This is a genomic window from Leptotrichia hongkongensis, from assembly GCF_007990635.1.
GTDB lineage: Bacteria > Fusobacteriota > Fusobacteriia > Fusobacteriales > Leptotrichiaceae > Leptotrichia > Leptotrichia hongkongensis.
Genome location: NZ_AP019846.1, coordinates 527,525 through 541,136, shown reverse-complemented (window position 1 = coordinate 541,136; position 13,612 = coordinate 527,525). Strand labels below are relative to the sequence as shown.

At 30.4% G+C, this 13,612-nt stretch carries 11 protein-coding genes and 1 pseudogene; 6 read left to right on the top strand and 6 right to left on the bottom strand.

All coding sequences use genetic code 11. The features are described 5' to 3' along the window. The first annotated feature begins 46 nt into the window (after positions 1-46). Positions 47-966: pseudogene (locus FVE75_RS11905) on the top strand (DDE-type integrase/transposase/recombinase). Positions 967-978: 12 nt separating this feature from the next. Here FVE75_RS11905 and FVE75_RS02610 read toward each other — a convergent pair. From FVE75_RS02610 to FVE75_RS02595, 4 genes are all read right to left on the bottom strand, one after another. Continuing rightward, the gene (locus FVE75_RS02610) at positions 979-5,046 is read right to left on the bottom strand and encodes an autotransporter-associated N-terminal domain-containing protein (protein ID WP_147005075.1); all 4,068 of its coding nucleotides are present in this window, start codon (positions 5,044-5,046) and stop codon (positions 979-981) included. Between the two features lie 1,108 nt (positions 5,047-6,154). After that, complete coding sequence (locus tag FVE75_RS02605; RefSeq protein ID WP_147005074.1) at positions 6,155-6,739, bottom strand: hypothetical protein; 585 nt, start codon at positions 6,737-6,739, stop codon at positions 6,155-6,157. Between the two features lie 109 nt (positions 6,740-6,848). Further along, entirely contained in the window at positions 6,849-7,454 is a 606-nt protein-coding gene (locus tag FVE75_RS02600) for an acyl carrier protein phosphodiesterase (RefSeq protein ID WP_147005073.1), read from the bottom strand. A gap of 262 nt (positions 7,455-7,716) precedes the next feature. After that, positions 7,717-8,475 carry a nitroreductase family protein gene (locus tag FVE75_RS02595; RefSeq protein ID WP_021743732.1) on the bottom strand — a complete coding sequence of 253 codons (759 nt, stop codon included), beginning with the start codon at positions 8,473-8,475 and terminating at the stop codon, positions 7,717-7,719. Between the two features lie 255 nt (positions 8,476-8,730). Here FVE75_RS02595 and FVE75_RS11185 point away from each other — a divergent pair, with 255 nt between their 5' ends. The 5 genes from FVE75_RS11185 to FVE75_RS02580 all read left to right on the top strand — a co-directional run bounded on the left by FVE75_RS11185 (position 8,731) and on the right by FVE75_RS02580 (position 11,532). Next, entirely contained in the window at positions 8,731-9,075 is a 345-nt protein-coding gene (locus tag FVE75_RS11185; protein ID WP_232052595.1) for a hypothetical protein, read from the top strand. Continuing rightward, positions 9,062-9,289 (top strand): GHMP family kinase ATP-binding protein, encoded by a 228-nt coding sequence (locus tag FVE75_RS11180; protein ID WP_232052594.1) that lies wholly within the window; start codon positions 9,062-9,064, stop codon positions 9,287-9,289. Before FVE75_RS11185 ends, FVE75_RS11180 begins: the two co-directional genes overlap by 14 nt. Positions 9,290-9,293: 4 nt before the next feature. Continuing rightward, positions 9,294-9,776, top strand: a complete 483-nt coding sequence (locus FVE75_RS11175) for a mevalonate kinase family protein (RefSeq protein WP_232052593.1) — start codon at positions 9,294-9,296, stop codon at positions 9,774-9,776. A gap of 14 nt (positions 9,777-9,790) precedes the next feature. Next, complete coding sequence (gene fni, locus FVE75_RS02585; RefSeq protein ID WP_147005071.1) at positions 9,791-10,798, top strand: type 2 isopentenyl-diphosphate Delta-isomerase; 1,008 nt, start codon at positions 9,791-9,793, stop codon at positions 10,796-10,798. Between the two features lie 245 nt (positions 10,799-11,043). Continuing rightward, positions 11,044-11,532: an HAD family hydrolase gene (locus tag FVE75_RS02580; protein WP_232052592.1), complete on the top strand. Its 489-nt coding sequence runs from the start codon at positions 11,044-11,046 to the stop codon at positions 11,530-11,532. A 736-nt stretch (positions 11,533-12,268) separates the two neighbouring features. Here FVE75_RS02580 and frr read toward each other — a convergent pair. Beyond that, positions 12,269-12,826, bottom strand: a complete 558-nt coding sequence (gene frr / locus FVE75_RS02575) for a ribosome recycling factor (protein ID WP_147005070.1) — start codon at positions 12,824-12,826, stop codon at positions 12,269-12,271. Between the two features lie 55 nt (positions 12,827-12,881). Next, positions 12,882-13,592 carry a UMP kinase gene (pyrH, locus tag FVE75_RS02570; protein WP_147005068.1) on the bottom strand — a complete coding sequence of 237 codons (711 nt, stop codon included), beginning with the start codon at positions 13,590-13,592 and terminating at the stop codon, positions 12,882-12,884. Between the last annotated feature and the right edge of the window lie 20 nt (positions 13,593-13,612).

Genomic DNA, 13,612 nt, shown 5'->3' with positions numbered 1-13,612 from the left:
GATATAATGTAAATCTACCAAACCACATTAAGGAGAAACCTTTCATATGAGTAGTATATCAGAAATATACCGTGTTCGTCAACGGGCAATTGAGTATGCAATAAAACATAATAATAATTCAAAGGCAGCAGTGAAGTATAAGACATCACGTCAGCAGATAAAACGTTGGAGAGACAGATACGACGGAACAGTCCAGTCTCTTCTGCCAAAAAGCAGAAGACCTAAAAGCCACCCAAACCAGCACACGCAAGAAGAAATAGAGCTGGTTATGAAAAAGTACAGGAAATTTGGCTATGAAGGGCTGGCAGAAGTCTATGTTAAAGCAAGAAAGGAAGGCTACAGCCGTACATACGATTCAATGTGCAAGATAATAAGGAAAATGAAGGGCAATGCCAAAGAAAAGCCTAAAAAGCAGCATAAAAGAAAAAGAAAGTTGAACAGGCGAAGTACCCTGGGGAAAGAGTGCAGATAGACATAAAATATGTTCCAGAAGAATGCATACAGTTTGGAACACGTGACCAGAAGTATTATCAAATAACAGCATTAGATGAATATACAAGAAAAAGAGTGTTAAGGATAGCAGATGAAAAAAGCACCTATCAGACTGCAAAGTTTCTAGAGAACTTGGAAAGGGAGCTGGGATTTGACATAAAGAAAGTTCAGACAGATAATGGGAAAGAGTTCACAAATTCTGAAAGTGATAAGAAAACACTGTTTGAGCTGAAACTGGAGGAGAAGGGGATAGAGTACGTGACAACCCGTCCATATTCGCCATGGGAGAATGGAAAAGTGGAAAGAAGCCACAGGCTTGACAGCAAGTACTATGCAGACAAGAAATTTAAAAGCAAGGAAGAACTGTTAAGGGCAATAAGGAAATACAATACAAGATACAACAACATATCAAGAAAAGTACTGGGCTTTAAGAGTCCAAATGAAGTATTAAAAGAGTACAAGGAAAATCAGTAGGTTAAAGATACATTAGGAAAGAAATATTTTTTTAATATATTTTTGTAACAAATGTTTGACATCTATACAATTTACAACATTTAATGCAGTTATAGAAACATTAGCACGTCCTCCTGTTACATCAACAGTTCCTTTATTCCAAATTCCTGATTCAGTGTTCTTAGTTTTTCTCCATACTGGATTTGCAACATCAGTTGAATCCCATCTGTAAAGAGAGTTATTCATACTAAGCCCAGCATTATTAACTTGATAGTTAGTGCTGTTGTCATAAGCTTTTAAATCTCTATTAGCAATATCACCTGTAACATTTTTACCGCTATTTATAGTAATCTTTTCACTTTCCATTTTTATATCATTGAAAGTATCATTCGAACCAAGAACTTTTGATTCAGTAACTTCTACATCTTCTAAATTAACATCTTCATCAATTTTTAAACTACCATTGATTAAAGTAGTGTCTATTCTTTTAGCGTCAGTTGCACCAGTACCATTTTTAAGTATCATATTTCCTGCGTACACACCAAGTCCACTCAAGAAGTTAGTTGAAGCAGTTGTAGTACCAGTTCCCCCTGCTTTTGAAGAATTCCATACTATTTCATCTTTAGCTTGGTTAATAAGTCCTATTACAACATTATCTGATTTAATTTCTGCTGTAACTAGTGACATACCTTTGTATTTAGCTGCATGCCATTTATCTCCTTCGATTCCTGAGCCAGGATCATCTTTATCTTTATGATAATCTGCCAGTGCATATCCTCTATTATTTTGATATGCTTGTCCATAAGCATTTCCATTTAATAAAATACCATCATACATATTAATAGTTGTATCTTTATTAAATGTAATTGATGCTGTATCATCTGAAACAGAATTTATAGTATTTCCATTTGATGTTCTTGCTACATAGAATGGAGATTTATTTTTATGGTCATTTGTTGTTCCAACATAAGCGGCAGTTCCTCTACCTTTTCTTATATTTGTACCGTCAGCTACATTTTCTCCAACGTTATTTTGATGTGTAATTATACCATTAAATTTAATTGCTCCATGCTCAGTAGCAAATAATGCTCCATTTTCTCCACTTACTACATGTACAGAACCAGCTGCTGCAGGAGTTGTACCATCGGCCGCTTTATCCGTCCCATTAGCAAATTCCACTAACGAACCTGTACCCTTAGCATAAGCTCCCATACCATAAATCAATGATTGTGCAGCACTTGTTGTATCTTCAACTGAACTTGTTGCAGCAGTAGCATCTTGTAAAAGTACATATCCTCCATTAGTTGCTGCTCCACCTATATTATTATAAGCAGCCTTTCTGTCAGCTTCTGATACTCCTGTAAAGCTTGGATTTAATACAAGATTATCAGCTGCTGTTATATTTCCTTTCATTTTAACTGTTGACGCATTAGGGTAAGCTGGACTTGCTGTATTTGTGATTTTTCCATCAGCAAAAGCAATTATTGAATTATATGCACCCGCTCTTGTTGTTTTAGCTGTGTCAGCTTCTATTTTACCAGTAGTTGTATTTGTTTTATAACCTTGTCCTATTTCTCCACCATCAGATGCCCAAAATACTACACCATTTTTAGAAACCATATCTATATTAGCTTGAGAAGCAAGGCTTGAAGGGTTCTTAGCATCTACTGATACTACTGTTCCATATAAATATGGATTAAATGCTCCACTAGCATAAGCCATTACAGTATTAGTTGATACATCTCCAAGTTTAACAGCGTTATATCCTCTTTGTAAACTTGTTCCAAGAACAATACCATCAGTAACTGTTCCACTATTAGCTGTTTGTTCAAGATTTACTCTTGTACCGTTAGTTATATGAATTAATGTACTGTTTGTCGCTTTACTTCCAAGACCTACATTCAAGTCTTTAATTGTTACAGCAGGGGCTGTTGTTGTTGTTGTTCCGTTAAAGAATGATTGTCTAACTCCCGAACCTTGTCCAGAAGCAGCCAAGATAACTACGTTATTATTATTAGAACCTCCAGGCGCTATGTTTCCACCACCTACTGCTCCTTGAACTCTTATTTCTCCACCAAATATTCCTGTTGCACCAGCACTTTGACCAGGATTTTGAAGAGCAACCATAATATTGTTATCTCCTCCCATTTGAGCGTCACCTAATGTCAAATTTCCACCTGCTACATAAGCTAAGTTATCAAATATAATGTTATTATGTCCTGTAACTAATATTCTTCCTTTATTAGATACAGCACCATTATATTCAAGTACATTATCAGTTCCTGTAGCACTTGCAGTTGAACCATCTCCATTAGCTATAGTTAATGATCCCAAATGACCAGTATTAACTTTATACACAGAGTTATTATTTCCACTGAATACAACATCGGAAGGACCAGTTATGCTTACAGTTCCTCCACCATTTCCTTGAAGGTTAAATCCTATATTATTAGCATTACTATTTCCATATCCTCTAACAATGTTACTTCCTGTAAATGTTATAGTTCCGTTACCATTTACTACATATCCTGCATTTCCTGCAGTAGCTCCATTATATAGTTCTACATTAACATTACTAACATTATAAGTTCCACTGTTCAAATATGCAAACGATCCTCCTGGACTGCTTTGACCAACATATATATTAAGACCTGAAAGAGTTGCAGTACTTCCTCCATTATAAACTAAAGTAGATCTATGCCCTGCTGAACCATATCCATAAGAATTTCGTGCAAAAGGACCATCAAAATAGTTAATCCAAGTTGAATAGTTAGAAGCCACTTGGTTATTAATTATTTGGCTAACTACACTTTGTGTTGCTGCCGCTCTATTAGTATTTGTTGCAGTATAACCTCCACCAGATGCAGTCCATAATCCAGTTAGAGTGTTATAAGAAGCACCTGTATATATACCATTATACGTTTGCCCTGTTCCTAATATATCTTGATTTGATCCTGTTCCTGTATAATAGTTATATGAATTAGTTGTAAAATCTGTAGAATTAGAAAAACTCCAACGAGTAGTTCCACTTGGATCATAAACAGTATAACCAAATCCTCGGTTAGAAATATAGTCATATCCTGTTGATGGATTATGTCCTGCAGCGTATCCTCCTGGAGTATAATAAGGATTACTAGGTCCAGGAGTTCCTATAGAATATTGTACACTAGATGTCCAACTTGAATATGGATTCCACCAAGAAGAATAAGTGTTTGTCAAATGAGTTCCACTATAATATGTTCCATTATTTTCAGTATATCCATTTCTCATCCAACCACCAGAGATTGTAGTACCTGTAGTTCCTGGATATGTAGCATTAGCTGTACTCCCAGTCCATCCATCATAAGTTCTATAATTACCACTTATAATAAAAGTAGAATCTGTTCCCCAAGATGTATTTCCAGCACCTTGTGCACTTACTGTTGTTAAAGCTGGTGTTCTCATAGTGTAGCTTTGAGTTGGAGTTGCCGTACTCACATTTTCTCTTGATCTTACCACTGGGTTAAATTCTGGTGCATTAGGAACATTTATATTTTCCATTTTTTCAGGTATATAATTCTTATAAGGTTCATGCACATTAGCTGGATTAATAGTCAATGAATTTGGTTCCTGATTACGAGGAATATTTAAATTAGTTGCCCCGTACATGTGTTTATTTGCATCAAACACATATTTAGTCAAATCGTTATCTCTTCTATAATATTCCAGGAATTTTCCGCCACGTCCTCTAAAAGTAGTTCCCCAGTCATTATTAATATAACCTGTCCCAAATTGATAAGAAGCCCATGGACTCTTTATAACTTGATCTCCTTGTCTTAAAAGTTGTACAAGTTCACTCTCAGCACCTTTTATAGATTTTTCATTTTCTTTTCTTGCACGTGCGAACGATTGTCTTAAATCAGTAATCGTATCATAAGTTTGCGTTGTAATTTCTTGCTGCTCAACTTCCACATCTACTTCATCAGCTCTTAAACTAGGAACAAAACTAAGAAAACCTGTTATTAGAAAGGCAATTAGCAAGCTGTCAGAATAATGTACATCTTTACATCTTTTTACAAATGATCGCAAATCTTTGGCAATCTGTCGTAAACTATTACTCATATCTTCCTCCTCAAAATTATGCAAATAGTTTTTGATAACTATTTGACAGTATTAATGTTTCTTCTTTGAAACATAATAGTCCTAAGTACAAAAGAAAAACAAGGCTATAAGGTATTGAAAATTTAATAAGAAATGTTAAAAACGATATGTATAGTTAAAAATATTCAAGAATTTCTATAAGTGATTTATTTAGTGATAATTTTTATTTTTTGTTAAGGTGATTGATAGTGATAAAAGTGATTTCAACAAATATAAAATTTAACAATTTTTATAAAATATCTTGGCAGAAAATCTGCTAAGACTAATTACGAATCTGACCAAAAAGCATCATTTGATTCGTTTTTAATTCTTAAATATCTAAAATATATCATTTTTGATAATTTTTCTAATTCATTTCAAATAATAAAACCACATATTCATTAATAAAAACATAAAATTATCCGTATAATTTTATTATATCCAATATAACAAAAACTCATAATTACATTTTCAAGGTAAATAAAATCTTATTTTTTTATATTATATTAAATTAATCTAAAACTTTTTGTTGGAGATTTATAATAAAAAATATAAAATTTTGGTTTTTTTATTTAAAATTATGAATTTCCTTATCAAAAAATTTATCTTCCTAGTTTTTAACCATATTCTTATTTTTCTCAAACCTCCTTATAAAATCAATGTTTTTTAACATAACGGATACAATAGCTCAACTTTATAAAACTTATTCTTACTCATTTTTTATTTATAAAATATTAAATCCGTATCATTTCACAAAGACTATTTAAACAATCTTAGTATACCCTATTAAAATAGATATGTCAAGTATATTCGGTATAAAACACCATTTTTTGTTATTTTTTAATCTAATATTAAGTTTAAAGAAATTGTTTTCTTGTTTTTTTAAATATCATATGATTAAAATTTTTTAAAATTCTTAGAGACTTTTTTGAATTTAAAATTAAAAATATTGTCAAATTAAAGTAGAACTTTTAAGTTTTTTTATTACAATTGGTGTTTAAGATAAATTTTTAATAATAAAAAAACTTATAGAATATCAAATCCTATAAGTTTTAAAAATTTTATTGATTTTTTATTAAATTATATTTAACTATTTAACAACTTGCCATTTATTGTCGTTACCTTTTGTAAATTTTACTGTTGATGTTGCTAAATTTATTTTCTTAGTTTTTTTCAAATAATCATATTGTAATTTTATGTATTTTTCAATATCAACTTCGACTTCATCCTTACTGTTATCAACCTTTGTTACATATTTTTTAGCATTATCTCCTAAATACTTATCCAAAGCTTTTTCATCGTATCCTTTTACTAAAAATACAACTTCCCCATTATTCCCCTTTTCATTTACTTGATATACAGAAACTTCAAATTGCTCAATAAGCATTGTATTTGATTCTTCCCATTGTTTTTTTAATGTTGAATCATTTGCTTTTTCCACATACTTATCCACATCTGGATTTATTGATTTAAGCATTTTTCTTGAACCATAATTTGATATTTCCTGCAAAACTTTTGCATAGTCTTCAGCTGCGGCATTTAAAGTATCATATTTTTTTATTTCTACAGACTCTTTTCCAGCTGGTGCTGCAACCGCTAAATTTGGTATAGTCATCAATCCCCCAAAAACCATTAACCCCATCAAAATTTTTTTTATCTTCATAATCTTTATCATTCTCCTTCTTCCTGTAATTTTGTAAAATCAATTTTTTCCTATATGTATGTCTAAATTATCTTCATCACCTACAAAAAATTAATTGTTAGCCAATTATACTAAAAATTTTCTATAAATGAAAAAATGTAATAAATTTTTTTACACTTTCTTCTTTTACATAAAAAAATTCTTTTATAGATTTTTCTTCAAAAGCAGTATAATCTTTTTCCAGCTCTTTTACCGCTAGCCTTAAAATTTCTCCTTTTCTGATTCTTTGAGAAATTCCATAAAATGCACGTTGCAAAAAATCTATATTCTTGTAATTAGACATTACTTTTTCACTTTCAATCCATTTAAATGTTCTTGCAAATCTTTTTGGAAAAAAACTCTTATTTTCAGATATATTATACAGTATCTTCTTTTCAATATTATTAATATTTTCATTGAATAGCCTATCAAAATTTTTGGCTAAAAAATGGTCAATAAACATATCCGATACAATTCCTTTAAAAATACCAAATTTTTCCACAAGTAATTCATTCAAAAAATTCTCATTCCTGTCAGAAATTCCATCAATTATCCGATGCAGGACAATTCCCTCTTTCAATTCTTCAGGAAGCTCTATTTTATCAACTAGCCCCTTATAAAAATCACCTGCAAAATTTCCATATAATGTCTTTTTATTTTCCTGCTCATCAATTTCGAGCGAAATTAGTGAATGTGCTAAAAAATTCATAATATTTTCTCTTTCCCTCTTTACTTTTAAAACTAAACCAGATTAAATGATAAAAATTAAATAAATTTAGAATTTCTCCTACTTTTTCATTTAATTTCAAAAATAATTCGATCTAGTAATTTTATACTAAAGCCCTTTAAATAATAAAGTTATTATAAACTTTTCCAACTAAATGATATAAATCTAATATTTTCAAATAATTAAAATATGATTTTCATTTTTTAAAATAAACTAATCCGTCAGCTTTAAAAAATTCCATTAATTATTTCTCATCTAGTTCATCAGCAAATCTGAATCCTTGACTTTCCAAGTCCTGTTTTGATGTATTATAGAAATTTTCATAGATTCTTACAATCATTTCCTTGTATGACGGTAATTGCGGTGTTCCATTTTCTTCACGCCAAGCCACTGTATCTTTTTCGTGAAATTCCACTCCTTCTTCTACTTTTTTCGCATCATAAGTATCCTCAAATACAAATGTATCTAATGGAACTCTTGGTTTTACTCTGGTTAATTTTCTTTCCACAGGCACTCCAAGTGTGCTTCCTACTATTGGGAATACATATTCTGGTAATCCAAGCATTTTTATAAATTCTTTTGTTTCCTTTCTAATTGCACCAATCACAGTACTTCCATATCCAAGAGCAAGAGCTGCCGTCTGCAAGGCATTTACAACAATTCCGGCATCTACTGCACCAACTAAAATCCCATCCGCAGATTTTGGAGCGATATTTCTCTTGCCAAGAGAATCTGATGCATAAACTCCACGGTGAAAATCAACCAATACAAATACAAAAGCGTCAGCCTGTGCAATATGCTTCTGTCCTCCACAAAGTTCTGCAATTTTTGCCAATTTTTCCTTATCTCTTACAACAATCAATGAAGTTTGCTGTCCATTAACTGAATTCGCAGCTCTTTGAGCTGTTGCAAGTATTGTCTTCAAATCTTCTTCTTTTATCTTTTCCCCTGTAAATTCCCTTACAGAACGTCTATTTTGCAATTGTTTTATCAATTCATTCATTCAAATCACTTCCCTTTTTTTTAGTTTATTTAATTAATGTTATCACATTATATTTGTATTGTCAAACTATTTGAAATCATTAAATTTCTCCAAGATTATAACGATATAAACCAGGAAAAATAATTATTTTGACATAATGACTATAATTTAAAAATTTAATTTCAAAGTAGTTTTACTATGGCGTTTTTTATGGTATAATTGGTTATTATAAGCATTTTTAATGCCTTACCTTTTATAAAAATTAAAGAGAAAAAAATGTCAAAAAATAAAATAATAACTAACCAAACTTGCGGAAAACTTTATATTGCTGGAGAATATTCTATTCTAACAGCTGGACAAAGTGCAATCATAAAAAACATAAACCTTTTTATGACTTCAAAAATAAATTTTGATGATAAATATACAATTTTTTCAGATATGTTTGATTATGTCGTAACTCTTGAAAAAACGGCTTTCGATAAAAAAGCTTTACAAAATTTTGACAAAAATTATTCACTCATCTGTGAAACAATATCCGTTATGACTGAATATTTAAAATTTCAAAATTTGGAAATCGAGCCTTTTAATCTGGAAATTAATAGAGAAAATGGAAATAGATAACAAAAAACTAGGAATCGGCTCAAGTGGCAGTGTTGTTGTTTTAACAATAAAATCCATTTTAAGCCTATACAATCTAAAAGTTTCAAAGGAAATACTTTTCAAGTTGTCTTCCTATGTGCTGCTAAAACGTGGAGATAACGGATCTATGGGCGATATAGCCTGTATTTCCTACGAAAGCTTAATTTTTATAAATCCTTTGATAGAAAAAAATTAGTGAATTGATCAAAAACGAAACTCTGGAAAATATTCTAAAAACTAACTGGAATTACGAAATTTCTGAACTTCAGTTTAACAAAAACAATTTAAATTGTAATTTTTTAGTCGGCTGGACAAAAGAACCTGCTATTTCTAGCAATTTAATAAATATTGTAAAAAGTTCCATTGATGAAAACTTTTTAAAAAATGTAGAAAATATTGTACAAGATTTGAGAACTGCCATGAAAAATGGAGATAAGCCAATGATAAAAAAATGCATTAATAAAAATGGGAAATTACTTCAAAACTTAAACGAAAATATCTATAGCCAAAAATTATTAAAATTAGTAAATTCAGCCCAAAAACTGGATATCTGTGCCAAAAGCAGCGGTGCTGGCGGTGGAGATTGCGGAATTGCCCTTTCCTTTAATAAAAATGATACAAAAACTATTATTGATAGATGGGAAAAATTTGGGATTGAATTGCTGTATGTTGAAAAATTATAAAAAATAGGAGAAATATGAAAAATAGAAAAGATGATCATATCAAGTATGCATTGGAACATGAAAGTGAATATAACAGCTTTGACGATGTTGAACTTATTCATAGTTCCATTCCAAAATATAATCTGGATGAAATTGATTTATCAACTCATTTTGCAAGCCATGATTTTGAATTTCCATTTTTTATTAACGCAATTACAGGCGGAAGCAAAAATGCGAAAAAGATTAATCAAAAACTGGCAAAAGTTGCAAATGAATGCAATTTGCTGTTCGTAACAGGTTCGTATAGCGCCGCTCTAAAAAATTCTGATGATGATTCATTTAATATTGTAAAAAAGGAAAATCCAGATTTACAGCTTGCCACAAATATTGGAATTGATAAAAATTACACAGCTGGAATTACCGCTATAAAGGCTCTAAATCCATTATTTTTACAAGTTCACGTAAATCTAATGCAGGAATTAATTATGCCAGAAGGAAGCCGAAACTTTAACGAATGGGAAAACAATTTAAAAGAATTTGTCCAAAATATAGAAATTCCAATTATTTTAAAAGAAGTTGGATTTGGAATGATTGAAGATACCATAAAACAAGGAATTGGGCTGGGAATAAAGACTTTTGACATAAGCGGTCGTGGTGGCACAAGTTTCGCCTTTATTGAAAATATGCGACGTGAAAATAGCCTTGATTACCTAAATAACTGGGGACAAACTACTGTTTCCTGCCTTTTAAATTTAAAAGATTATACTGACAAAGTGGAAATTATCGCAAGTGGCGGTGTAAGAAATCCCCTGGATATGATAAAATGCCTAGTTTTGGGAGCAAAGGCTGTTGGTCTTTCCAGAACGATTTTAGAGTTAGTTGTAAAATATGATGTTGAAAACATAATCAAAATTGTGGAAAACTGGAAAACTGAATGCAAAATGATAATGTGCGCCTTAAATGCAAAAAATATTAAAGAATTACAAAATACAAAATATGTTTTGTACGGAAAAACATTGGAATTTTCTATGCAAAAATTTTAATAAATCTGCTGAAACTTAACTGTATATCAAAAATTGATTTTAAATGAATATAATTAAAGAAAGAGAGTTAATTAATGAAAAAAAAATTATAGTTTATGATTTTGACAAGACAATCTATAATGGAGAAACTGGTGTTAATTTTTCCACATTTTATTTAAAAATATCCACTAAAATCTATTTTATTTTTGATAAAATATTCAAAGGATTTACTTTTTTATCTAATAAAAATAATAAATCTGACTACTTTGAAAGAAAGATATTTTGAATTTTTAGAAAGCCATTCAAGAGAAGAAATTGAAAAATTAGTTGCAGATTTCTGGAAAACAAAAAAACATAAAATTTATCCGTGGATAAAAGATGAGCTGGAAAAAAACAAAAAAGAATGCGAAATGGTTATTGTGTCTTCAGCAAGCCCATTATTTCTAATAGAAAAATTTTTATTATCACTTGGCTATGACAAAGTCTTTGGTACAAATTTTGTAAACGATAACAAGGAAACTTTTATTGCCAAAATTGATGGAGAAAATAATAAAGGCGATGAAAAAGTAAAGAAATTAAACGAATGGGCAAAACAAAATAATTTTGAGTATGAAATCATAAAATTTTACTCTGACAGTCTAGCAGACAAGCCACTTTATGATATTTCCAAAAAAACATACTGGATTAAGAATGGTACTAAACTTGATGGAATGCCACCTCGAAAAACATTATTTGATAAATTATTTTGGAAATAATATTTTTGTATTAAACCCTATTAAAAAATAACAATAAAATTTTAGAATAATTGATTTGATTCTTGTTAAAAAAATTTATATCTAATTTTTAAGTATCCACATAAGGGATTTTTATTTGGGATTTGAAAAACTACTTGTTATTAATAAATATTTTTTCATAATTTCATGTTTTTTCTTTTTATATAAGCAAGGGAAATCAATCGCCATTTCCCTTGCAACCCTGGCTTGTCTAAGCATTTTTTTGAAATAAAAACGAAACTCGCTGACGCTCAAACAGTCGTTTTCATTCCAAAAAAATCACGACATTCTATATTAAATTATAAAAATTATTATATTTAAATTTTAGGCTTTTACATTTAGAAATATTAAATAAGCAAAATTTCGTTAAAGAAAAAATAACTGTCTGAGCGTAGTTTTTACGGAGCGAGTTTTATTTTTTCTTTATAAGAAAGTTTTGCGTAAAGCGGGGTTGTAAGGGCATGGCGTCTGATGCCCTTACGTTAAAAAAATATATAAATAAAGTTAAGAAAAAATATTTATTAATCATAATATTTATAAATAAAATTACAAAAGTCTTTAAGATGGATACTTAATGATTAAATTCAACTAAAGGATATTTTATAGTTACATTGGTTATAAACAGTACAATAAAAATGTAAAAAGGGAACTATTCTAATTCTACCAGAACTAGAGTAATTCCCTATTTTTATTTCATTCCTAAATTTTATCCAAAAAATTAAACTGTTAACAATTCTTTTTCCTTTTTACTCAAAGCATCGTCAACTTGTGCGATAAATTTATCAGTTGATTTTTGTACTTTTTCTTCGCTTGATTTTAGTTCATCTTCTGTAATTTCGCTGTCTTTTTCAAGTTTTCTAAGTTTATTATTTACGTCTTTTCTTACGTTTCTGATTGCAACTTTTCCTTCTTCAGCTTCTTTTTTTACCATTTTTACATATTCTTTTCTACGATCTTCTGTAAGTTCTGGCACGACAAGCCTAATAACTTTACCATCATTTGATGGATTAAATCCTAGATTTGCCTGTAAAATAGTTTTTTCAATTACTGGGATTAATGTTTTATCCCAAGGATCTATTACTAATAATCTAGCTTCTGGAGCTGAAACTGTTCCAACTTGATTAAGAGGAGTTTGAGCACCATAAGCTTCTACTGTTACCCCATCAAGCATAGAAACACTCGCACGTCCTGCTCTTACGTGAGAAAATTTATCTTTTGTGTTTTCTAAAGATTTTTGCATTTTTTCTTCAGCTTCTTTTAAAATTGCATCTAACATTCTTACCACCTTTTTATTTTTTATTAAAATATTTTGTTTTTTTATTTTATATCAATTATTTTTTTACAGTTGTTCCTATATTATCACCTTGAGCCATTTTTAAGATGTTCCCCTCTTCCAAGGCGTTAAATACCACAATTGGCATTTGATTTTCCCTACATAATGAAAGTGCTGCTGTATCCATTACTCCAAGATTTTTTGAAATAGCTTCATCAAAAGTTACTGTATCATATCTTACAGCATCATCAAACTTCATCGGATCTTTGTCATAAATTCCATCAACTTTTGTCCCTTTGGCAAGTACATCTGCCTGAATTTCCACAGCTCTCAATGCTCCCGAAGAATCTGTCGTAAAATAAGGATTGCTTGTTCCACCTGCAAAAATAACAACTCTTCCTTTTTCCAGATGTCTTATTGCTTTACGTCTAATATAAAGCTCGGCTACTTGCGGCATTTGAAGCGCTGTCATAACTCTTGTCGGTACTCCTATGCTTTCAATTGCATTTTGCAGTGCAAGTCCATTCATGATTGTTGCAAGCATTCCCATTGTATCTCCAGTCACTCTGTCAAATCCTTTTTCCATCCCGCTTATTCCACGAAAAATATTTCCACCACCAATAACGATAGCAATTTGCACACCTTTTTCATGCACATCCTTTATCTGTTTTGCAAAACTTTCAAGCACTTCATTTGAAAAACCAAATTCTTTGTTCCCTGCAAGTGCTTCTCCACTTAGTTTTAATAATATTCTTTTATATTTAAGCATTATAGGAGCCTCCATGAATT

Excerpts from the sequence above, each read along its gene's own strand:
- FVE75_RS02610 (WP_147005075.1), bottom strand. The coding sequence starts at position 5,046 with ATGAGTAATAGTTTACGACAGATTGCCAAAGATTTGCGATCATTTGTA.
- FVE75_RS02605 (WP_147005074.1), bottom strand. The coding sequence starts at position 6,739 with ATGATAAAGATTATGAAGATAAAAAAAATTTTGATGGGGTTAATGGTT.
- FVE75_RS02600 (WP_147005073.1), bottom strand. The coding sequence starts at position 7,454 with ATGAATTTTTTAGCACATTCACTAATTTCGCTCGAAATTGATGAGCAG.
- FVE75_RS02595 (WP_021743732.1), bottom strand. The coding sequence starts at position 8,475 with ATGAATGAATTGATAAAACAATTGCAAAATAGACGTTCTGTAAGGGAA.
- FVE75_RS11185 (WP_232052595.1), top strand. The coding sequence starts at position 8,731 with ATGTCAAAAAATAAAATAATAACTAACCAAACTTGCGGAAAACTTTAT.
- FVE75_RS11180 (WP_232052594.1), top strand. The coding sequence starts at position 9,062 with ATGGAAATAGATAACAAAAAACTAGGAATCGGCTCAAGTGGCAGTGTT.
- fni (WP_147005071.1), top strand. The coding sequence starts at position 9,791 with ATGAAAAATAGAAAAGATGATCATATCAAGTATGCATTGGAACATGAA.
- frr (WP_147005070.1), bottom strand. The coding sequence starts at position 12,826 with ATGTTAGATGCAATTTTAAAAGAAGCTGAAGAAAAAATGCAAAAATCT.
- pyrH (WP_147005068.1), bottom strand. The coding sequence starts at position 13,592 with ATGCTTAAATATAAAAGAATATTATTAAAACTAAGTGGAGAAGCACTT.